General features: G+C 55.7%; 18 protein-coding genes and 1 riboswitch. Of the genes, 10 read left to right on the plus strand and 8 right to left on the minus strand.

All coding sequences use genetic code 11. The features are described 5' to 3' along the window. Nucleotides 1-10 precede the first annotated feature (10 nt). Nucleotides 11-2,152, plus strand: coding sequence for a TonB-dependent siderophore receptor (locus ACHH0Z_RS13545; protein WP_045408917.1), 2,142 nt, complete (start codon nt 11-13; stop codon nt 2,150-2,152). Between the two features lie 83 nt (nt 2,153-2,235). On the opposite strand, the gene parE is transcribed toward ACHH0Z_RS13545, so the two are convergent. Genes parE through nudF form a run of 5 tightly spaced genes read right to left on the minus strand, consistent with a single transcriptional unit; the run spans nt 2,236 to nt 6,644 of the window. Next, entirely contained in the window at nt 2,236-4,128 is a 1,893-nt protein-coding gene (gene parE / locus ACHH0Z_RS13550; RefSeq protein ID WP_045408915.1) for a DNA topoisomerase IV subunit B, read from the minus strand. A gap of 28 nt (nt 4,129-4,156) precedes the next feature. Beyond that, entirely contained in the window at nt 4,157-4,738 is a 582-nt protein-coding gene (gene yqiA, locus ACHH0Z_RS13555; protein WP_008502976.1) for an esterase YqiA, read from the minus strand. After that, a complete protein-coding gene (cpdA, locus tag ACHH0Z_RS13560) occupies nt 4,738-5,565 on the minus strand; it encodes a 3',5'-cyclic-AMP phosphodiesterase (protein ID WP_045408914.1) in 828 nt (275 codons plus the stop codon). The genes yqiA and cpdA overlap by 1 nt, the downstream gene beginning before the upstream one ends. A gap of 27 nt (nt 5,566-5,592) precedes the next feature. Next, nucleotides 5,593-6,015, minus strand: coding sequence for a DUF1249 family protein (locus ACHH0Z_RS13565; protein WP_003862516.1), 423 nt, complete (start codon nt 6,013-6,015; stop codon nt 5,593-5,595). After that, complete coding sequence (nudF, locus tag ACHH0Z_RS13570; RefSeq protein WP_008502974.1) at nt 6,012-6,644, minus strand: ADP-ribose diphosphatase; 633 nt, start codon at nt 6,642-6,644, stop codon at nt 6,012-6,014. Before nudF ends, ACHH0Z_RS13565 begins: the two co-directional genes overlap by 4 nt. 204 nt (nt 6,645-6,848) lie before the next feature. On the opposite strand from nudF, the gene tolC reads away from it, so the two are divergent. The 3 genes from tolC (at nt 6,849) to ACHH0Z_RS13585 (ending at nt 10,350) form a co-directional block, all read left to right on the plus strand. After that, nucleotides 6,849-8,327 (plus strand): outer membrane channel protein TolC, encoded by a 1,479-nt coding sequence (gene tolC / locus ACHH0Z_RS13575; protein ID WP_008502973.1) that lies wholly within the window; start codon nt 6,849-6,851, stop codon nt 8,325-8,327. A 194-nt stretch (nt 8,328-8,521) separates the two neighbouring features. After that, nucleotides 8,522-9,187 (plus strand): DUF1190 family protein, encoded by a 666-nt coding sequence (locus tag ACHH0Z_RS13580; protein ID WP_008502972.1) that lies wholly within the window; start codon nt 8,522-8,524, stop codon nt 9,185-9,187. 2 nt (nt 9,188-9,189) lie between these two features. Beyond that, on the plus strand, nt 9,190-10,350 hold the full coding sequence (locus ACHH0Z_RS13585; RefSeq protein ID WP_021242309.1) for a glutathionylspermidine synthase family protein: 1,161 nt from the start codon (nt 9,190-9,192) through the stop codon (nt 10,348-10,350). 79 nt (nt 10,351-10,429) lie between these two features. On the opposite strand, the gene ygiD is transcribed toward ACHH0Z_RS13585, so the two are convergent. Further along, nucleotides 10,430-11,218, minus strand: a complete 789-nt coding sequence (ygiD, locus tag ACHH0Z_RS13590) for a 4,5-DOPA dioxygenase extradiol (RefSeq protein WP_045408912.1) — start codon at nt 11,216-11,218, stop codon at nt 10,430-10,432. Between the two features lie 196 nt (nt 11,219-11,414). Between ygiD and zupT the strand changes: the two genes are divergently transcribed. The 5 genes from zupT to ACHH0Z_RS13615 all read left to right on the plus strand — a co-directional run bounded on the left by zupT (nt 11,415) and on the right by ACHH0Z_RS13615 (nt 17,414). Next, nucleotides 11,415-12,188, plus strand: coding sequence for a zinc transporter ZupT (gene zupT / locus ACHH0Z_RS13595; RefSeq protein WP_008502969.1), 774 nt, complete (start codon nt 11,415-11,417; stop codon nt 12,186-12,188). Between the two features lie 332 nt (nt 12,189-12,520). Next, entirely contained in the window at nt 12,521-13,081 is a 561-nt protein-coding gene (locus ACHH0Z_RS13600) for a fimbrial protein (RefSeq protein WP_021242311.1), read from the plus strand. A 78-nt stretch (nt 13,082-13,159) separates the two neighbouring features. Further along, the gene (locus ACHH0Z_RS13605) at nt 13,160-15,598 is read left to right on the plus strand and encodes a fimbria/pilus outer membrane usher protein (RefSeq protein WP_045408910.1); all 2,439 of its coding nucleotides are present in this window, start codon (nt 13,160-13,162) and stop codon (nt 15,596-15,598) included. 9 nt (nt 15,599-15,607) lie between these two features. Next, the gene (locus tag ACHH0Z_RS13610) at nt 15,608-16,369 is read left to right on the plus strand and encodes a molecular chaperone (protein ID WP_045408907.1); all 762 of its coding nucleotides are present in this window, start codon (nt 15,608-15,610) and stop codon (nt 16,367-16,369) included. Beyond that, complete coding sequence (locus tag ACHH0Z_RS13615; RefSeq protein ID WP_021242314.1) at nt 16,353-17,414, plus strand: type 1 fimbrial protein; 1,062 nt, start codon at nt 16,353-16,355, stop codon at nt 17,412-17,414. Before ACHH0Z_RS13610 ends, ACHH0Z_RS13615 begins: the two co-directional genes overlap by 17 nt. Before the next feature lie 44 nt (nt 17,415-17,458). On the opposite strand, the gene ribB is transcribed toward ACHH0Z_RS13615, so the two are convergent. Continuing rightward, complete coding sequence (gene ribB, locus ACHH0Z_RS13620) at nt 17,459-18,112, minus strand: 3,4-dihydroxy-2-butanone-4-phosphate synthase (protein WP_008502964.1); 654 nt, start codon at nt 18,110-18,112, stop codon at nt 17,459-17,461. Nucleotides 18,113-18,218: 106 nt separating this feature from the next. Continuing rightward, a riboswitch (FMN riboswitch) is annotated at nt 18,219-18,369 on the minus strand. 119 nt (nt 18,370-18,488) lie between these two features. Here ribB and ubiK point away from each other — a divergent pair. After that, complete coding sequence (gene ubiK / locus ACHH0Z_RS13625; protein WP_008502963.1) at nt 18,489-18,785, plus strand: ubiquinone biosynthesis accessory factor UbiK; 297 nt, start codon at nt 18,489-18,491, stop codon at nt 18,783-18,785. Between the two features lie 114 nt (nt 18,786-18,899). On the opposite strand, the gene hldE is transcribed toward ubiK, so the two are convergent. After that, the gene (gene hldE, locus ACHH0Z_RS13630; RefSeq protein WP_008502962.1) at nt 18,900-20,330 is read right to left on the minus strand and encodes a bifunctional D-glycero-beta-D-manno-heptose-7-phosphate kinase/D-glycero-beta-D-manno-heptose 1-phosphate adenylyltransferase HldE; all 1,431 of its coding nucleotides are present in this window, start codon (nt 20,328-20,330) and stop codon (nt 18,900-18,902) included.

Raw genomic sequence — 20,330 nt, forward strand, 5'->3', positions numbered from 1 at the left:
AACAGATGTAATGGCTACGTTCACACCTTCACTCTCTGGGGTAAAAGGGCGCGCGCTCTTTTCACTGCTGTTTATGGCGCCGCTGGCCCAGGCGGCGGACACCACCGCGGCTAAAGACGGCGAAACGCTTACCGTCACTGCCGATCCAAATACGCCGGCGGAAGCCACCAACGGCTACCAGCCGCTGAACACCTCCACCGCAACGCTGACCAACATGCCGATGCTGGATATCCCGCAGGTGGTGAATACCGTCAGCGATAAAGTGCTGGAGGATCAGCACGCCACCACGCTGGATGAGGCGCTCTACAACGTTAGCAACGTGGTCCAGACGAATACCCTCGGCGGTACGCAGGATGCCTTCGTGCGCCGCGGGTTTGGCGCGAACCGGGACGGCTCGATCATGACCAACGGCCTGCGCACCGTCCTGCCGCGCAGCTTTAACGCCGCCACCGAGCGCGTGGAGGTACTTAAAGGCCCGGCCTCAACGCTGTATGGCATTCTCGATCCGGGCGGCCTGATTAACGTCGTCACCAAACGCCCGGAGAAAACCTTCGGTGGTTCTTTGTCCGCCACCTCCTCCAGCTTTGGCGGCGGCACCGGACAGGTCGATGTGACCGGCCCGATCGACGGCACGCGTCTGGCGTATCGCCTCACGGGTGAGTATCAGGACGAAGATTACTGGCGTAATTTTGGCAACGAACGCAGCACCTTTATCGCCCCGTCGCTCACCTGGTTCGGCGATGATGCCACCGTGACCGTGCTCTATTCGCATCGCGACTATAAAACGCCGTTCGATCGCGGAACGATCTTCGATCTCAACACCAAAAAGGCCGTTGATGTCGATCGTAAAACCCGCTTTGACGAGCCGTTTAACGTGACCGATGGTCAGTCCGATCTGGCGCAGCTGAACGCGGAATACCGTCTTAACAGCCAGTGGACCGCGAAGTTCGACTACAGCTACAGCCAGGACAAATACAGCGATAACCAGGCCCGCGTGATGGCCTACGATGCAAAAACCGGCAACCTGACCCGCCGCGTGGATGCGACCCAGGGCTCGACCCAGCGCATGCACAGCACCCGCGCGGATCTGCAGGGGAATGTCGATATTGCAGGCTTTTACAATGAGATCCTGACCGGCGTGTCGTATGAGAATTACGATTTGCTGCGTACGGACATGATGCGCTGTAAGAACGTCAAAGGTTTCAACATCTACCATCCGGTTTACGGCAAACTCAACAAGTGTACAACCGTCTCCGCCGCAGACAGCGACCAGACGCTCAAGCAGGAGAGTTATTCGGCCTACGCGCAGGATGCCCTGTACCTGACGGATAAGTGGATCGCCGTCGCCGGGATGCGCTACCAGTATTACACCCAGTACGCGGGTAAAGGTCGTCCGTTCAACGTCAACACCGACAGCCGCGACGAACAGTGGACGCCAAAGCTGGGGCTGGTTTACAAGCTCACGCCATCCGTCTCGCTGTTTGCCAACTACTCGCAGACGTTTATGCCGCAGTCGTCCATTGCGAGCTACATTGGCGACCTGCCGCCGGAAACCTCAAACGCCTACGAAGTGGGCGCGAAGTTCGACCTGTTCGACGGCGTTACCGCCAATATCGCGCTGTTTGATATCCACAAACGCAACGTGCTGTACAACGAAAGCGTGGGAGGTGAAACCATCGCCAAAACGGCGGGCCGCGTGCGATCCCAGGGCGTGGAGGTGGATCTTGCCGGATCGCTGACCGAGAACACCAATATTATCGCCAGCTACGGCTATACCGACGCGAAGGTGCTGGAAGACCCGGACTACGCGGGCAAACCGCTGCCGAACGTGCCGCGCCACACCGGCTCCCTGTTCCTGACGTACGACATTCATAATGCGTTTGCCGGGAATACCCTGACGTTGGGCGGCGGCGGACACGGCGTGAGCCGTCGTTCAGCGACCAACGGCGCGGATTATTATCTGCCGGGCTATTTTGTGGCGGATGCCTTTGCGGCCTATAAGATGAAGCTGCAGTATCCGGTGACGCTGCAGGTCAACGTGAAGAACCTGCTTGATAAGACCTACTACACCTCGTCCATTGCGACCAACAACCTGGGCAACCAGATTGGCGACCCTCGCGAAGTGCAGTTTACGGTGAAGATGGAGTTTTGATGTAAAAAAGCCCGGTGGCGCTGGCGCTTACCGGGCCTACGATCCATTCCCTCTCCCTGCGGGAGAGGGTTAGGGTGAGGGCATCAAGCCTCAATATCCGCCATATCACCTTTCTCCTGCAGCCAGTTACGACGGTCTTCCGAACGTTTCTTGGCAAGGAGCATATCCATCATGGCGTTGGTCTGCTGTTCGTCTTCATCGCTGATCGTCAGCTGCACCAGACGGCGCGTGTTCGGATCCAGCGTCGTTTCGCGCAGCTGCATCGGGTTCATCTCGCCCAGCCCTTTAAAGCGCTGCACGTTCGGTTTGCCCTTCTTGCGCTTCAGCTGTTCCAGCACGCCCGCTTTCTCTTCTTCCGTCAGGGCGTAGTAAACCTCTTTGCCGAGGTCGATACGGTACAGCGGCGGCAGCGCCACGTAAACGTGACCGTTTTTCACCAGCGTACGGAAGTGCTTCACAAACAGTGCGCACAGCAGCGTGGCGATGTGCAGACCATCGGAGTCCGCATCCGCGAGAATGCAGATCTTGCCGTAGCGCAGCTGGCTCAGATCGTCGCTGTCCGGATCGATGCCGATCGCGACCGAGATATCGTGGACTTCCTGCGAGGCCAGCACTTCATCAGACGAGACTTCCCAGGTGTTCAGGATCTTACCCTTGAGCGGCATGATCGCCTGATATTCACGATCGCGCGCCTGCTTGGCCGACCCGCCCGCCGAGTCCCCTTCCACGAGGAACAGCTCGGTGCGGTTGAGATCCTGCGCGGTACAGTCCGCCAGCTTGCCCGGCAGCGCAGGGCCGCTGGTCAGCTTTTTACGCACCACTTTCTTGGCGGCACGCAGACGACGCTGGGCGCTGGAGATCGCCATTTCGGCCAGCATCTCCGCCGCCTGAACGTTCTGGTTCAGCCACAGGGTAAAGGCATCTTTCACCACGCCGGAAACGAACGCCGCGCACTGGCGTGACGACAGACGTTCTTTGGTCTGACCGGCAAACTGCGGATCCTGCATCTTCACGGAGAGCACGTAGGCGCAGCGGTCCCAGATATCTTCCGCCGACAGCTTCACGCCGCGCGGCAGGATATTACGGTATTCGCAGAATTCGCGCATCGCGTCCAGCAGCCCCTGACGCAGGCCGTTGACGTGGGTCCCGCCGAGCATGGTGGGGATCAGGTTAACGTAGCTTTCGGTCAGCAGCTCGCCGCCTTCCGGCAGCCACAGCAGCGCCCAGTCCACCGCTTCGGTATCGCCGCTAAAGTTGCCGACGAACGGTTTTTCCGGCAGCGTTGGCAGGCCGTTTACCGCTTCGCACAGGTAGTCGTTCAGGCCATCGGCGTAGCACCAGGTCTGCTCAGTATTGTTAACGTGATCTTTAAAGGTGATTTCCACGCCCGGGCAAAGCACCGCTTTGGCTTTCAGCAGGTGCGTCAGGCGGGATACGGAAAAGCGCGGGCTGTCGAAGAAACTCTCGTCAGGCCAGAAGTGGACGCTGGTGCCGGTGTTGCTTTTGCCGCACGTGCCGACAACCTGCAGATCCTGCACCTTCTCGCCGTTTTCAAACGCGATGTTGTAGACCTGACCATCGCGACGGACGTTCACTTCCACGCGTTTGGACAGGGCGTTGACGACGGAAATCCCCACGCCGTGCAGGCCACCGGAGAACTGGTAGTTTTTGTTGGAGAACTTACCGCCAGCATGCAGACGACAGAGGATCAGCTCAACGGCCGGGACGCCCTCTTCCGGGTGGATATCCACCGGCATGCCGCGCCCGTCGTCAATAACTTCCAGCGACTGATCGGCATGCAGGATGACGTCAACGCGTTTGGCATGGCCCGCCAGCGCTTCGTCCACACTGTTATCAATAACTTCCTGGCCCAGATGGTTTGGGCGCGTCGTATCGGTGTACATCCCCGGGCGGCGGCGAACCGGCTCAAGCCCGGTGAGGACCTCAATGGCATCAGCGTTATAGGTTTGCGTCATGATTTAAACTAGCAATTCGCATTGATTGTCAGTGGCTGTGCAGTCCAAGAAAATCGACAATCTGGGTGAAATGATTCTCAAAGCCCGTGAAAGCATGGTTTCCGCCCTCTTCTATAGTCTGGCGGCAGGAGGCGTAATACGCCACTGCCTGGCGGTAATCCAGCACTTCATCACCCGTCTGCTGCAGCAGCCAGATGAGATCCGGCGCCTCGAGCGGGTCGACCTGCATAACTTTGAGATCGTAAATATGGCGTGACTCTAGCACATATTGCTGGCCGGTGTAGGGGTTCTCGTTTTCGCCAAGAAAGTCCCGCAGCAGCTCAAATGGCCGTACCGCCGGATTAACCACCACGGCGGGCAGCATAAAGCATTGCGAGAGCCAGGTGGCGTAATATCCCCCCAGCGATGAACCGACCACACCAAAGGTTTCGCCGCCGTGCGCAAGCACGATGGATTCCAGCATTTCCGCGGCTTCTGCCGGGTAAGGCGGCAGCTGTGGGATAATCATCTCAACGTCAGGGTGATGCTCGCTCAGCCACTGGCGAAACTGTGTCGCTTTTGCGGAGCGCGGCGAACTGTTGAATCCGTGCAGATAAAGGAGCGTAGACATCAATAGCCTTCTGAAGCGGTGTCCGGGCGGAACTGTGCGCCGGTCAAACGGCAGACTTCCGTGGTCAGCGTGCCATCGGGATGCAGTTCCAGCCAGCGCCAGCCTGGCGCGATGGTATCCAGCGTAAAGTTGGCGCAGTGCGGCTTAAACTGAACGCAGGTCGACGGCGTCGCCAGCATGCGGCGTCCGTTCCAGTCGAGATCCTGCTCCTGGTGAATATGCCCACACAGCAGATTTTTCACCCGCGGGAACTTCGCCAGCACGCGATCCAGCGCCGCGGAGTTGCGCAGGCTGTGCTGATCGAGCCAGCTGCAGCCCGCCGGCAGAGGATGATGATGAAGCAACAGCAGCGTGTGACGTTCAGGTTCAGCGGCCAGTTTGGTCTCCAGCCAGTCGAGCTGAAACTCACTTAGTTCACCGTGCGGGACGCCGAACAACTGGCTGTCCAGCAGCAGGATCTGCCACTGTTCACCCGCAAAAACACATTTCGCCGGAGAAATCCCCGCATCCTGGAGAGAACTGTACATTGCGGGCTGAAAATCGTGGTTACCCGGCAGCCAGACGCAGGGCGCGCTAAAGCTCGCGATGCCTTCAGCAAAATGCTGGTAGGCCGCGGAAGATTGGTCCTGCGCCAGATCGCCCGTTGCGACAATCAGATCGCATGCACGGTTTTCAGCGTGAATGGCGCTCAGTACCGCCTGATAACTCTCCCAGGTATTCACCCCCAGCAGCGTTTCATGCTTTTCGGCAAAAAGGTGGGTATCGGTGATTTGTAATATCCTGACTGGCGCCCCACCAGCAACAGTCAGGTTCAACAGGCTTTCCAAATGGTGTCCTTAGGTAGGTTTATGACGCTAACAAACCGGAATCGCCATTGCTCCATGTGCTAAACAATACCTTAGCCAGTCGGCTAAAAACTGGTTAATTTGATGCTTTTCGTCGCGTTGATGCAACTTTTTATTCGGGTAATCATACCGCGCCTTGAAGCGAAAGATCTGCTGGCTTGAACACACTTCAGCGACCATCGCGTCGTGATAGAGGCGTACCGTCATCGACGGCAGGCTCCAGTAGCTAATACTGGGTGCCGTTTGCTCAATCTCCACCAGCGTAGTGTAGCGCGTTGATTCTGTTATCGTTAATCGATACTGCGCGTTGCTCACCTGATAGCTTACCGTTTCGCCGGGTGCGTCGTTTCTCGGCAGCAGGCGGCGCAATTGTGCGAAATTGGTTTCGCACAGGCGCATCATTTCTGGGAAGTCAGGCGTATAGCGCTTCATTTTTTCCACTCGTTTCGTAATGTCTGATAATGCAGCTGCAGCCATTGCAGGGCGATGACAGACGCTGCGTTGTCGATTTTCCCCTCTTCTACCCACTGATAAGCCTGTTCCCGGCTCACCACATGAACCCGAATATCTTCGTTTTCATCAGCCAGACCGTGAATGCCTTCCGCGGTCGTGGCATCCACTTCGCCCACCATAATGGATAAGCGTTCGCTGGTGCCACCCGGACTCGCCAGATAGCTCAACACCGGTTTGGTGCGGCCCACCACCAGCCCCGCCTCTTCCAGCGCCTCGCGCCGGGCGACGTCTTCAACCGTCTCGCCTTCTTCGATCATCCCGGCCACCATCTCCAGCAGCCAAGGGCTCTCACTGACGTCATAAGCGGCGATGCGGATCTGCTCCACCAGCACGACTTCGTCACGCACTGGGTCAAAGGGTAGCAAGACTGCCGCATGCCCGCGCTCAAAAATTTCGCGTCTGATTTCGCCGCTCATTTCACCGTTAAACAGGCGATGCCTGAAACGGTAAAGATCCATTGAAAAAAAACCGCTATAAAGCGTTTCTCGTGCAATAATTTCTACATCGTTTTTGGCGAATGTCACGGGCAACTTTTCTGGTTTTTGCATGAGTCGAGTCCTGGTAGCAATGGTGATGAAATTGTGAATTTCAAGGCTGTTTGGCTGCCGTTTGTAAGGCTATATGATAGATTGGTGCAAATTACCGCCAGATGGCACGTAACGCCAACCTTTTGGTGTGGATGATTCTGTTAGAATCGGCAATTATTTTTTAATTAGATCAGCGCTAATACTGCTTCACAACAAGGAATGCAAATGAAGAAATTGCTCCCCATCCTTATCGGCCTGAGCCTGACGGGCTTCAGTGCAATGAGCCAGGCGGAAAACCTGTTACAGGTCTACCAGCAGGCACGTCTGGGCAACCCTGATTTACGTAAATCAGCGGCCGATCGTGATGCTGCGTTTGAAAAGATTAACGAAGCGCGTAGCCCCTTGCTGCCACAGTTAGGGTTAGGTGCAGATTATACCTACAGCAACGGTTTTCGCGACGCTAACGGCGTAAACTCCAATGCTACCAGTGCCTCACTGCAATTAACACAGACGCTGTTTGATATGTCCAAATGGCGTGCCCTGACCCTGCAGGAAAAGAGCGCGGGCATCCAGGATGTGACCTATCAGACCGACCAGCAGACGCTGATCCTGAACACAGCTACGGCGTACTTCAACGTGCTGAGCGCCATTGACGCGCTCTCCTACACCGAAGCGCAGAAACAGGCCATTTACCGTCAGTTAGATCAAACCACCCAGCGCTTCAACGTTGGTCTGGTGGCGATCACCGACGTGCAAAACGCCCGTTCACAGTACGACACCGTGCTGGCCAACGAAGTGACCGCGCGTAATAACCTCGACAACGCGCTGGAATCCCTGCGCCAGGTGACCGGGAACTACTATCCTGAGCTGGCCTCCCTTAACGTCGACAGCTTCAAAACGGATAAGCCGCAGGCCGTTAACGCCCTGCTGAAAGAGGCGGAAAACCGCAACCTGACGTTGCTGCAGGCGCGCCTGAGCCAGGACCTGGCCCGCGAGCAAATTCGTCAGGCGCAGGACGGCCATCTGCCAACCCTGAGCCTGAGCGCCTCTACCGGCGTTTCTGACACCACCTACAGTGGCTCTAAAACCAATTCTGCCCAGTATGACGACAGCAATATGGGTCAGAACAAAGTGGGCCTGAGCTTCTCCCTGCCGCTGTATCAGGGCGGTCAGGTTAACTCCCAGGTGAAACAGGCGCAGTACAACTTTGTTGGCGCGAGCGAGCAGCTGGAAAGCGCCCATCGTAACGTGGTGCAGACCGTACGTTCATCCTTCAACAACGTGAACGCCTCAATCAGCAGCATCAACGCCTATAAACAGGCCGTTGTGTCTGCACAGAGCTCCCTGGACGCGATGGAAGCGGGTTACTCGGTCGGTACACGTACTATCGTTGACGTGCTCGACGCGACCACCACGCTGTACAACGCGAAGCAGCAGCTCTCAAGCGCGCGTTATCAGTACCTGATTAACCAGCTGAACATTAAGCAGGCTCTGGGTACGCTGAACGAGCAAGACCTGCAGATGCTGAACAGCGCACTGGGCAAGCCGGTCTCTACCTCACCGGACAGCGTTGCACCGGAGAACCCGGAGCAGGTTGCCGCGGTTGATAACTTCAACGCTAACGGCACTACCCCTGCTGCACAGCCTGCTGCCGCGCGCACCACAGCGCCTGCCAGCAAGGGCAACAATCCGTTCCGTAACTGAGCATTGCCCGATGGCGCTTCGCTTATCGGGCCTACTGAATCGTAGGCCGGGTAAGCGCAGCGCCACCCGGCGCAAAATCCCCCTCGAACGTAAGCCAACGTAAAGATCCCCCTGATTCCGCCCCTCTTCGCTTCATTTTCAACCACTCATCCTCTATCCTGAGCGTTATTACCACTGGGTCCTGGAAGACAAACATGAAACGGACAAAAACGATCAATCACGCGTCGTTCCGCAAGAGCTGGAATGCACGTCACCTCACCCCTGTTGCGCTGGCGGTTACCGCTGTCTTTATGCTGGCAGGCTGTGAGAAAAACGATGAAACGGTTTCGCTGTATCAAAACGCAGACGACTGCTCTGCCGCCACCGGTAAAGCGGCCGAATGTAAAACGGCCTACACCAACGCGCTGAAAGAAGCGGAACGCACCGCGCCGAAATATGCCTCACGCGAAGACTGCGTAGCGGAATTTGGTGAAGGTCAGTGCCAGCAGGCACCGGCTCAGGCAGGCACGGCACCTGAAAATCAGGCACAGGCGCAGTCCAGCGGCAGCTTCTGGATGCCGCTGATGGCAGGCTACATGATGGGCCGTCTGATGGGCGGCGGTGCGGGCTACCAGCAGCAGCCGCTGTTTAGCTCGAAAAACCCGGCCAGCCCGGCTTACGGTCAATATACCGATGCCAGCGGTAAAGGCTACGGCGCAGCGACTCCGGGCCGCACCGTAACCGTACCGAAAACCGCGATGGCGCCGAAGCCTGCGACCACCAGCACCATCACCCGCGGCGGGTTCGGTGAGTCTGTGGCGAAACAGACCAGCATGCAGCGCAGTGCATCAGGCACCTCTACTCGCTCAATGGGCGGCTGATCATGGAACGAGTCAGTATTACCGAGCGCCCGGACTGGCGCGAAAAAGCCACCGAGTACGGCTTTAACTTCCACACCATGTACGGCGAGCCGTACTGGTGTGAAGACGCTTACTACAAGCTCACCCTGGCCCAGGTTGAGAAGCTGGAAGAGGTCACGGCTGAGCTGCACCAGATGTGCCTCAAGGTGGTGGAAAAAGTCATCGACAGCGACGAGCTGATGGCCAAGTTCCGCATTCCAAAGCACACCTGGAGCTTTGTCCGCCAGTCGTGGAAAACGAATCAGCCTTCGCTTTACTCTCGCCTGGATCTGGCGTGGGACGGCGTGGGTGAACCGAAGCTTTTAGAAAACAACGCCGATACGCCAACCTCCCTCTATGAAGCGGCATTCTTCCAGTGGATCTGGCTGGAAGACCAGATGAACGCCGGAAACCTGCCGGAAGGCAGCGACCAGTTCAACAGCCTGCAGGAGAAGCTGATCGAGCGCTTTGCCGAGCTGCGCGAGCAGTTTGGCTTCAACCTGCTGCATCTCGCCTGCTGCCGCGACACGGAAGAAGATCGTGGCACGGTTCAGTATCTGCAGGACTGCGCCGCCGAAGCGGAAGTGGCGACCGAGTTCCTCTATATCGAGGATATCGGCCTGGGTGAAAAAGGTCAGTTTACGGACATGCAGGATCAGGTCATCAGCAACCTGTTCAAGCTCTACCCGTGGGAGTATATGCTGCGCGAGATGTTCTCCACCAAGCTGGAAGATGCGGGCGTGCGCTGGCTGGAACCGGCCTGGAAGAGCATTATCTCCAACAAGGCCCTACTGCCGATGCTGTGGGAGATGTTCCCGAATCACCCTAACCTGCTGCCAGCGTACTTTGCGGAAGATGATTACCCGCAGATGGAGAAATACGTCGTTAAGCCGATCTTCTCCCGCGAAGGCGCGAACGTGTCGATCATCGAAAACGGTAAAACGCTGGAAGCGGTTGAAGGGCCTTACGGCGAGGAAGGGATGATCGTCCAGGCGTTCTATCAACTGCCGAAATTTGGCGACAGCTATACGCTAATTGGCAGCTGGCTCATTAACGATCAACCTGCCGGAATTGGCATTCGCGAAGATCGCGCGCTGATCACGCAGGATCTGTCGCGGTTCTACCCGCATATTTTTGTGGAGTAAGATCTGCCGGGTGGCGGCTTCGCCTGACCCGGCCTACGGTTTTGTAGGCCCGGTAAGCGTAGCGCCACCGGGCATATTTTCACCCTACCTGCACCGACAGCATACTCAGACTTCCCATCTCTATTCCATCGACCGGGATCGTAACCGGCTCCTGACCGTCCCACGCGCCAAGCACGTACAGCAGCGGCAGGAAGTGTTCCGGCGTCGGGTTAGAGAGCGAACCGCCCTCATGCTCCAGATAGTTCACCAGCGGATGCGCCTCAGCCGGGCCTTGCCAGGTCAGGTTCGCTTTAACGTAGTCGTTAAAAGCGGTCGCCCACGGATATGGCGTGTTTTCGCCATGCCAGCGCGCCGTACGCAGGTTGTGCACCACGTTGCCGCTTGCCACCAGCATGATGCCTTCATCACGAAGCGTCGCCAGCTTGCGCCCCATCTCCAGATGCCAGGCAGCCGGTTTGGTGCTGTCGATGCTCAGCTGCACCATCGGGATATCCGCATCAGGATACATTTTTATCAGCACGCCCCATGAGCCATGGTCATAGCCCCAGGCTTCTTTATCCAGCGCAACCGGAACAGGCGACAGCAGATCCACCAGCCTTTGTGCCAGCTCAGGCGAGCCGGGGGCCGGATAATGCGTGTCATACAGCGCCTGCGGGAAGCCACCAAAATCATGAATGGTCTTTGGCGCTTCCATGGCGGTCACGCCCGTGCCGCGGGTGAACCAATGCGCAGATACCACCACAATCGCTTTTGGACGCGGCAGCGTCTCGCCCAGATGACGCCATGCGCGGGTATAGACGTTATCTTCCAGAACGTTCATTGGGCTGCCGTGGCCTAAAAACAGGGCTGGCATACGGGATGAAGTCATGATGATATCCTTACAGAAGGTGTCAATTTAATGGTGCTACATTACGCGCAATCGGACAAAGATGAACGCTGATAAGCGTGAAGATCATCATCAGGAATTTTGAATGTAAGGAATGTGTAAAGCCGGGGTTCGCCCCTCGCTTTGCCAGAAATGAATCATTTATATTAATGATAATCATTATCATAAGGAGCAATCCATGTCAGTCCCTCTGATCCTGACCATACTGGCGGGCGCCGCGACCTTTATCGGCGCAATCCTCGGCGTGCTTGGTCAGAAGCCGTCAAACCGCGTGCTGGCCTTCTCGCTGGGCTTTGCTGCCGGGATCATGCTGCTTATCTCCCTGATGGAGATGCTCCCTGCTGCGCTGGGGACCGACGGGATGTCTCCCCTGCTTGGCTACGGCATGTTTGTCGTTGGCCTGCTGGGTTACTTTGCCCTCGACCGGATGCTACCCCACGCGCATCCGCAGGATTTAATGCAGAAAAACGTAACGCCTGTGCCGCGGAATATTAAGCGAACGGCGGTTCTGCTCACGCTGGGGATTAGCCTGCATAACTTCCCGGAAGGGGTCGCGACCTACGTGACGGCCAGCAGCAATCTGGAAATGGGCTTTGGCATCGCGCTGGCGGTGGCCTTACACAATATTCCTGAAGGACTGGCGGTCGCCGGACCGGTGTATGCCGCCACGGGCTCGAAACGTACCGCGGTATTCTGGGCAGGAATTTCCGGGATGGCTGAAATCCTCGGCGGTGTCCTGGCCTGGTTGATTCTCGGAAGCCTGGTCTCCCCTGTCGTGATGGCCGCCATTATGGCCACAGTTGCCGGGATTATGGTGGCGCTTTCCGTCGATGAATTAATGCCGCTGGCGAAAGAGATCGATCCCAATAACAACCCCAGCTATGGCGTGCTGTGCGGAATGTCGGTCATGGGCTTAAGCCTGGTGTTATTGCAATCTGCAGGTATCGGTTAGGATTAGTCTGCCTCCGTATAATACGGAGGCAGACTTTCGAAACGTTAAGATATAGATAGAAATGATACGTTATTTTGTTGCCTACAAAGCCCTTGCAAAATATATAGCTCATAGAAATAGAATGATGAAACTTTATCAGTCCATTATCTGAGTTACTGCATATATTATGAATGTTAGCCGATGCTTACAATCAACATTAATTATATATTAATATAATCTTAAAATAGCTTTAAGATGCAGTAATCGCATCTCCCCTTCGTCCTCCCATATACTCCATTTGCGTTTTGAAACTTATATTCAGAGTATGAATTCGTTTGAAAAAGGATATTTTCATGTATATGGGTAAAAAAATTCTATTAGCTGTAACTATCGCTGCCGCAGTATCGGGTTCCGCCTTTGCTGCCGAGCAGGGGTCGGGAAAAATCAAATTCAAAGGCGTTGTGATTGATGCGCCTTGCAGCATTGCACCAGACAGCGTTGATAAAGAAGTCGATCTCGGTGAAGTGACCACAGCCGTGATCAATGCCAACAAGAAGTCTTCCGCAGTTCCGGTTGATATCAATCTGGAAAACTGCCAGCTCGACGATCCAGCCGACGAGACTGACACACCAGTGACCAAAGTCGATGTCACGTTTACCAGTTCAGCGACAGACGCGACCGACACCAGTCTGATGACCAATACCTATGCAAGTGGTGCACAGAACGTGGGCGTTCGTCTTCTGAATAACGCCGAAGCCAACATTACGCTGGGTGCTGCTAATGAGGTTGCTCTGCTGGCAGGTTCAACGACTCAAACGCTGCACTTCAAAGCATTAATGGAAGTGGTAACGGGTAAAACGGCGACTGCTGGCCAGGTGGAAGCTACAGCCAACTATATTCTGGCGTATAAATAACTACGCCATGTTTCAAATTAAACCGGCTGGCATTTAATGTCAGCCGGCGTTGAATGTATTTATTTGAGTAACAGGGCGATGACATATAAATTACAATGCATAATTATTATGACGTCCCTGTTTATGGTGGAACTTGCCTCCGCCACCGAATTTAACATCAATGCCATCGATAAAGATCAGCGTGGCAGCGTTGATTTATCTCTTTTTAAAGATCAAATATCGATCACACCAGGCGACTATTTTGTTACCGTTTCAATTAATGATATCCCGCTGGCAAATGGCTGGCAGCTCCGCTGGCAGGAGATAAACAAGAGCGTACAAGTCTGTATTCCAACTGAACTGGCCGATACATTTGCTCTGCAGGACAATATCCGTAGCGCATTGGCGGAAAAAGACGGGTGCGTCGACTTTGCATCAAAACCGGATATTAAATTTAATTTTGAGCAATCCAGCCAGACGCTGAAGGTCACGATACCTCAGGCCTGGTTACAGTACCGTGCCGCAGACTGGATGCCCCCTTCAACCTGGGACAACGGCGTGCCGGGCGTACTACTGGATTACAATCTTTTTGCCAGTCATTACCAGCCGAACGATGGCAGCAGCACGGATAACGTCAACACTTATGGCACTGCCGGCGCGAATATGGGCGCGTGGCGACTGCGCGGTGATTATCAGTATACTCAAACCCATACCGACGCAGGTTCAGAGAATGACGGGCGCTTTTCACGCCTCTATATGTTCCGTCCTCTCCCCTCGCTCGGAGCCAAACTCACACTGGGTGAAACGGATTTCCAGTCCGCTATTTTTGATGCCTTCACCTATACCGGAGCCTCCCTGATTAGCGATGAGCGCATGCTGCCATGGTCGCTGCGCGGCTACGCGCCACAAATTACCGGCATCGCGCAAACTAACGCCACGGTAACGGTTAGCCTGGCTGACCGTGTCATTTACCAAAGCAACGTTCCGCCAGGGCCGTTTGTTATTCAGGATCTAAACCAGTCTGTACAGGGTACGCTGGACGTCAAAGTGACAGAAGAAGATGGGCGCGTAAGCACCTTCCAGGTTTCTGCGGAATCGGTGCCTTTTTTAACCCGCAAAGGTCAGGTTCGCTATAAGCTGGCGGCAGGAAAAGCACGCAAAGACGCCTCGCATGACGTTGAAGATAACGCGTTTATGAGCGGCGAATTCTCCTGGGGGATGCTGTCACAAACCTCCCTCTACGGCGGTACGCTCGCCGATGGCGATCGCTACCGGTCCGTTGCCGCCGGAATAGGTCAAAACATGGAGTACCTGGGCGCGCTCTCTTTTGACGTGACGCAGGCAACCAGCCAGTTGCCCAATCAGAATAGCCAGACAGGTTACAGCTACCGTTTCAACTACAGTAAGCGTTTCGATACCACCGGCAGCCAGCTTACGCTCGCCAGTTATCGCTATTCCGACCCGCAGTTTCTCAGCTACGCCCGTTTTCTGGATGATGACAATAACGATCGGCAGTCAGAAAAACAGACGCTCAGCGTGACGGCAAGCCAGTACATTTCGGCGCTATCGCTCAACCTCTATGTGAACATGCTGCGTCAAACCTGGTGGAACGATTCCTCCTCCACGACGGGCAGCGTGACCGCAGGCTATAACTTTGATATCGGTCGCTGGAAAAATCTGGGCCTCACCGTGTCGTGGAGTAAAACCCACTATGAGGACGAAGACGACGATACGCAGTTCTATCTCTCACTGAGCGTACCGCTCGATCCCGATCATCGTCTGAATTACGACCTGCGCAACAGCGAGAGTCTGAGCCAGAACGTATCGTGGTACGACACATCAGACCGCAACAACACCTGGGGCGTTTCGGCAGGTACCGAAAGCGAGAAGTCAGATGCCGGCGCGCAGGTGAGCGGCAACTATCAACATTATTCTCCTTATGGCGACCTGAATCTCTCCGGGAGCGTTAAGGCTAACGAATACAATTCCCTGAGTGCCAGTTGGACCGGTTCATTCACCTCGACGGCAAAAGGCGCTGCGCTGCACCGCCGCAGCTACGGTAACGAGCCGCGCGTGATGGTCAGTACCGATGGCGTAGGCAACATCCCGCTGAACATGTCGCGGGATGAAACCAATCGCTTCGGGATTGGCGTTTTACCGTCCATCTCCAGCTATTCGCCTTCCAGCGTGCAGGTCAATATGAACAACCTGCCCGATGGCGTAGACGTTGACACCCGCGTCGTCACCTCAACCTGGACGGAAGGTGCCATCGGGTACCGTCAGATTGCGACGCGTGCAGGCAATGATATCGCAGGCATCTTACGTACTTCATCTGGCACGCCGCCGCTGGGCGCCGTTGTTCGCCAGCTTGAAGACGATCGGCAGATTGCCATGGTCGCCGATGACGGCCACGTCTGGCTCGGCGCCGTAGAGCCACAACAACAGTTTCGCGTGACGTGGGGAGACAATCAGCAGTGTCGCTTCACGTTACCTTCACACCTTGAAAACAGTATGCAGTTGATACTGCCATGTCAGTAAGAAATCATGATGAAATTAACCTTACTCAAAAGCCTGTGCCTGATGCTGGTCGGCACAGCATTCACCACTCACGCGGCCGTAAACCTGGACCGCACGCGCATTGTCTTTCCGGAAAGCGACAAGGCCAGCAGCCTGAAGATTGAAAACCAGAGTAAAGCGCTGCCCTATCTGGCGCTCTCCTGGATTGAAGATGAGAAAGGCCGTAAAGAAGACAGGCATTTCATGGCGCTGCCTCCAATTCAACGCATTGAAGCGGGTTCCGCATCGCAGGTCAGGATCGTTAAGCAAGCGGCCACCAGTCAGTTACCGAAAGACAGAGAATCCCTGTTTTATTTCAACCTGCGCGAAGTGCCGCCGAAAAGCACCAGCGCCAGCGATGCACGCAGCGTCATGCAGGTGGCGATGCAGAGCAGGATCAAGCTGTTCTGGCGCCCTAAAGCGATTACCAAAAAACCCGGCGAGCAGGCGGAAATGCGGATGGAAATTTCAGCTACTGCGAAAGGGCTGACCATACATAACCCGACGCCGTACTACATCACGCTGGCGTGGCTCAGTAAGAATGCCAGAACCATGCTGCCGGGCTTCGACAGCCTGATGCTTGCGCCTTTCGCGACAGCAACAACCTCTACGGGTGACTACCACGGTAACTATTACAGCATCGGTTATATCGACGATTACGGCGCGCTGAAAAAGGTCGACGTACAGTGCGCGGGAACGGCGCAGTGCTCGCTCACCGAACGGAAGATCGAAAAAGATGCGCAATCTCGCTAACGTATTGTTCATAGTGCTGCTCTCAGTGCTGCCTTTAAGAGAAGCGCTGGCGCTCGACTGCTACCTGGGCGGTTCGGGCGGCCCCGTAGAAGAAACTAAAACGATCTCGCCGTTTGCTATCCCCAGTAATGCACAGGCAGGTGAGAAAATTTGGGAATCGGATGACATCAAAATCCCGGTGACATGCAACCACAATGTCACAAGCAGCTTTCAACCGGAGGATATTTTTGGCTGGGTGAATCCTTATCCTTCAACCTCCGATCCCTATTATGAACTGGGCGTAACCTATGAAGGGATAGACTACGATGCAAAAGGCCAGCCTAACGGCGTCGATACCCGACAATGTCTGGACAACCAAAACATCACGATTTATACCCCCGAGCAGATCCGACAAATGGGATGGGAAAATCGTATCTGTTCCGGTAACCCGGATGATATCCACACTTCACGAACCTTCATTGCTCGTCTGCGCTTATACGTAAAAATTAAAGCCATGCCGCCTCACGGCTACGTCAGCTCGCTGAGCGATTACATCGTTGTCCAGTTTGACGGAAAAGGCGGCGTGAACCAGATGTCGGATGCGAAAAACCTCAAATATCACATCAACGGGCTGCAAAATATTACCGTTCTGGACTGCGGGGCAACGTTCAGTATTTACCCTGAGAACCAGGAGATTGATTTCGGCACCTTTAGCGCACGCGATATTGTGAATCAACAGACGCGTAAACGGACCTTTTCGGTGAAGACGACGAAAGTGCAGGATGCCCAATGTTCAGATGGCTTCAAAATGGACTCGTCGTTCTATACAAATGAAGCGCTTACCGCCAACGATACCGCACTGCTGATAGGCAATGGCCTGAAGCTGAGGATCCTTAACGGAACCGAGCCCTACACCTTTAACCACTACAACGAATACGTGGATTTTACGGGCAGCACGCTTGAGCATGAGCAGCAATACACCGCAGAGCTGTCGCCGGTCGAAGGAAAAGCGATCCAGTCCGGGCCGTTCGAAACGGTGGTGCTGTTCAAAATTAACTACCACTAGAGACAAAAAAGCCGGGTTTCCCCGGCTTTTTCACATCAGCCATTTCAGCTGGCTTTGCGCTCGTGCGCCTGGCGATACTCGATCAAATCTTCAATCGTTACCACCGGCATGTTGTGCAGACGTGCGAAGGTGATGCACTCTGGCGCACGCGCCATGGTGCCGTCATCGTTGGTCAGTTCACACAGCACGCCCGCAGGTTTGAAGCCAGCCAGCGTCACCAGGTCGATCGTCGCTTCGGTGTGACCGCCGCGGGTCAGCACGCCACCCGCCTGCGCGCGCAGTGGGAAGACGTGGCCTGGACGATGCAGATCGGATGGCTTCGCATCATCAGCAATCGCGGCACGTACGGTGGTCAGACGGTCAGCCGCAGACACACCGGTGGTCACGCCATGCGCCGCTTCAATGGTCACGGTAAATCCGGTACCAAAGGCGCTGGTGTTGTTTTCGACCATCATCGGCAGCTCGAGCTGCTTACGACGATCTTCGGTAATACACAGGCATACGATGCCGCTGCCGTGACGGATGGTCAGCGCCATCTGTTCAACGGTCATGTTTTCGGCGGCGAAAATCATGTCGCCTTCGTTTTCACGGTTTTCATCGTCAAGCACCATCACACCGCGGCCTTCGCGCAGTGCATCCAGTGCATGTTCAACACGTTGAGTTGAAGTGCCAAAAGAGGAAAGTAGCGTCTGATTCATGGTAAAAAAACCTCATTAACATTATGGTTACCAGAATCAGGGCAGTCTTAGGAGCGCCGTATAAGCGGCAAAAAGATAACGTGAGCGGGCCCATGCCCGACTGGATCGTTACTCTCTCCCATCCGGACTCTAACCGTCGGCCCCGGAATTACACCGGATCTGCTGACCTTTGAGAATTCACCCAAAGCGCTCGCGGGCTTTCAGCGTTAAGCTGATTTACCGCCGGTGGGGAATTTCGCCCCGCCCTGAGAATAAGCGAGATAACTATAACGCTATTGATTATCCTGGGCAATGCATAAGCATCAAACAATTTTGTTTACCCCGGGCATGACGCGCTACAATGGACACTAACACCTTTTCATCAAGGGAAACGACAATGATTGACCCGAAGAAAATTGAGCAAATTGCGCGTCAGGTTCACGAGTCTATGCCAAAAGGCATTCGTGAATTTGGTGATGACGTTGAGAAGAAAATCCGCCAGACGCTGCAGGCGCAGTTGGTTCGCCTTGATCTCGTCAGCCGCGAAGAGTTTGACGTGCAGACCCAGGTTCTGCTGCGCACCCGCGAGAAGCTGGCACTGCTGGAACAGCGTCTGACCGAGCTGGAAAACCGCAATGCGCCGGAAGAAGTGAAGCCAGCGCCAGCCATTCCGCCGGTGGATAACCAGGAGTAAGTGCGGCCTGTTGAGCCCGGTGGCGGCTACGCCTTACCGGGCCTGAATGAACGCGTAGGTCGGGTAAGGCGCAGCCGCCACCCGACATAAAAAACGGGCCAATAGGCCCGTTTTTTACTGACTGTCTTTCTGGATCTTCTTGATGATGTTGGTGGTGGAACACCCATCCTCAAAGTTAAGCACCATCACCTCACCGCCGTTGGCCCAGACCTCTTCGCTACCCGCGATTTGCTCCGGCTTGTAATCCCCGCCCTTCACCAGCAGGTCCGGCAGAATACCGGCAATCAGGCGCTGCGGGGTGTCTTCTTCAAACGACACCACCCAGTCCACGGCTTCCAGCGCGCCGAGCACGATCATACGCTGCTCAAGCGGGTTCACCGGACGCGTTTCACCCTTCAGGCGCTTCGTCGACGCATCGCTGTTCACCGCCACAATCAGGCGATCGCCCAGCTTTCGCGCATTCGCCAGATAAGAGACATGGCCCGCGTGCAGGATGTCGAACACGCCGTTAGTCATCACCACTTTTTCACCGCGCTTGCGCGCGGCAGCAACGGCCACTTTCAGTTCCTCTTCGGTCATCACACCGAAACCGGTGTCCGCACGGCCGCGCACCGCGTTTTCCAGCTCGATTGGGGAAACGGTTGAGGTACCGAGTTTACCGACGACCACACCTGCCGCGGCGTTGGCGAAGTAGCACGCTTCTTCCAGGGAGTTCCCCGCCGCCAGCGTCGCTGCCAGCACGCCGATCACCGTATCACCGGCACCGGTCACGTCATACACTTCCTGCGCCTGGGTTGGCATATGCAGCGGCGCCTTGCCCGGCTGCAGCAGCGTCATCCCCTGCTCGGAGCGGGTCACCAGCAGCGCAGATAATTCGAAGTCAGCAATGATCTTCATGCCGCGCTCAACCAGCTCTTCCTCGGTTTTGCATTTGCCCGCCACCGCTTCAAACTCGGAGAGGTTTGGCGTCAGGAGGGTTGCGCCGCGATAGCGCTCAAAGTCGGTGCCCTTAGGATCGATCAGCACCGGTACGCTGGCCTTACGCGCCAGCTGGATCATCGTCTGCACGCTGGCCAGCGCGCCTTTCGCGTAGTCGGACAGCACCAGCGCGCCGATATTGCCTAACGCCTGGTTAATGCGCTCGTGCAGCGGCTCGGGATCAACGCCTTCGAACCCTTCTTCAAAGTCAAGGCGGATCAGCTGCTGGTTACGTGACAGCACGCGCAGCTTGGTGATGGTCGGGTGGGTCGGAACAGAAACGAAGTCACACTTCACGTTCACGTCCGCCAGCGACTTGCTCAGCGCGCGCGCCGCATCGTCGATACCGGTCAGGCCAACCAGACGCGAGTGCGCGCCCAGAGAGGCTATGTTCATCGCCACGTTTGCCGCGCCGCCGGGACGCTCTTCAATGGTGTCGACCTTAACCACCGGTACCGGTGCTTCCGGAGAGATGCGGCTGGTCGGGCCGTACCAGTAGCGATCCAGCATCACATCCCCAACAACCATTACCCCAGCACGTTCAAACTCTGGCAGTGTTACTTTCAT

Source organism: Enterobacter cloacae complex sp. 2024EL-00227 (genome assembly GCF_043945315.1).
Classification (GTDB): domain Bacteria; phylum Pseudomonadota; class Gammaproteobacteria; order Enterobacterales; family Enterobacteriaceae; genus Enterobacter; species Enterobacter roggenkampii.

Excerpts from the sequence above, each read along its gene's own strand:
- zupT (WP_008502969.1), top strand. The coding sequence starts at position 11,415 with ATGTCAGTCCCTCTGATCCTGACCATACTGGCGGGCGCCGCGACCTTT.
- ACHH0Z_RS13615 (WP_021242314.1), top strand. The coding sequence starts at position 16,353 with ATGCGCAATCTCGCTAACGTATTGTTCATAGTGCTGCTCTCAGTGCTG.
- ribB (WP_008502964.1), bottom strand. The coding sequence starts at position 18,112 with ATGAATCAGACGCTACTTTCCTCTTTTGGCACTTCAACTCAACGTGTT.
- ACHH0Z_RS13610 (WP_045408907.1), top strand. The coding sequence starts at position 15,608 with ATGAAATTAACCTTACTCAAAAGCCTGTGCCTGATGCTGGTCGGCACA.
- parE (WP_045408915.1), bottom strand. The coding sequence starts at position 4,128 with ATGACGCAAACCTATAACGCTGATGCCATTGAGGTCCTCACCGGGCTT.
- ACHH0Z_RS13545 (WP_045408917.1), top strand. The coding sequence starts at position 11 with ATGGCTACGTTCACACCTTCACTCTCTGGGGTAAAAGGGCGCGCGCTC.
- ACHH0Z_RS13600 (WP_021242311.1), top strand. The coding sequence starts at position 12,521 with ATGTATATGGGTAAAAAAATTCTATTAGCTGTAACTATCGCTGCCGCA.
- ACHH0Z_RS13580 (WP_008502972.1), top strand. The coding sequence starts at position 8,522 with ATGAAACGGACAAAAACGATCAATCACGCGTCGTTCCGCAAGAGCTGG.
- ygiD (WP_045408912.1), bottom strand. The coding sequence starts at position 11,218 with ATGACTTCATCCCGTATGCCAGCCCTGTTTTTAGGCCACGGCAGCCCA.
- yqiA (WP_008502976.1), bottom strand. The coding sequence starts at position 4,738 with ATGTCTACGCTCCTTTATCTGCACGGATTCAACAGTTCGCCGCGCTCC.
- nudF (WP_008502974.1), bottom strand. The coding sequence starts at position 6,644 with ATGCAAAAACCAGAAAAGTTGCCCGTGACATTCGCCAAAAACGATGTA.
- ACHH0Z_RS13585 (WP_021242309.1), top strand. The coding sequence starts at position 9,190 with ATGGAACGAGTCAGTATTACCGAGCGCCCGGACTGGCGCGAAAAAGCC.
- ubiK (WP_008502963.1), top strand. The coding sequence starts at position 18,489 with ATGATTGACCCGAAGAAAATTGAGCAAATTGCGCGTCAGGTTCACGAG.
- ACHH0Z_RS13605 (WP_045408910.1), top strand. The coding sequence starts at position 13,160 with ATGACATATAAATTACAATGCATAATTATTATGACGTCCCTGTTTATG.
- hldE (WP_008502962.1), bottom strand. The coding sequence starts at position 20,330 with ATGAAAGTAACACTGCCAGAGTTTGAACGTGCTGGGGTAATGGTTGTT.
- tolC (WP_008502973.1), top strand. The coding sequence starts at position 6,849 with ATGAAGAAATTGCTCCCCATCCTTATCGGCCTGAGCCTGACGGGCTTC.
- ACHH0Z_RS13565 (WP_003862516.1), bottom strand. The coding sequence starts at position 6,015 with ATGAAGCGCTATACGCCTGACTTCCCAGAAATGATGCGCCTGTGCGAA.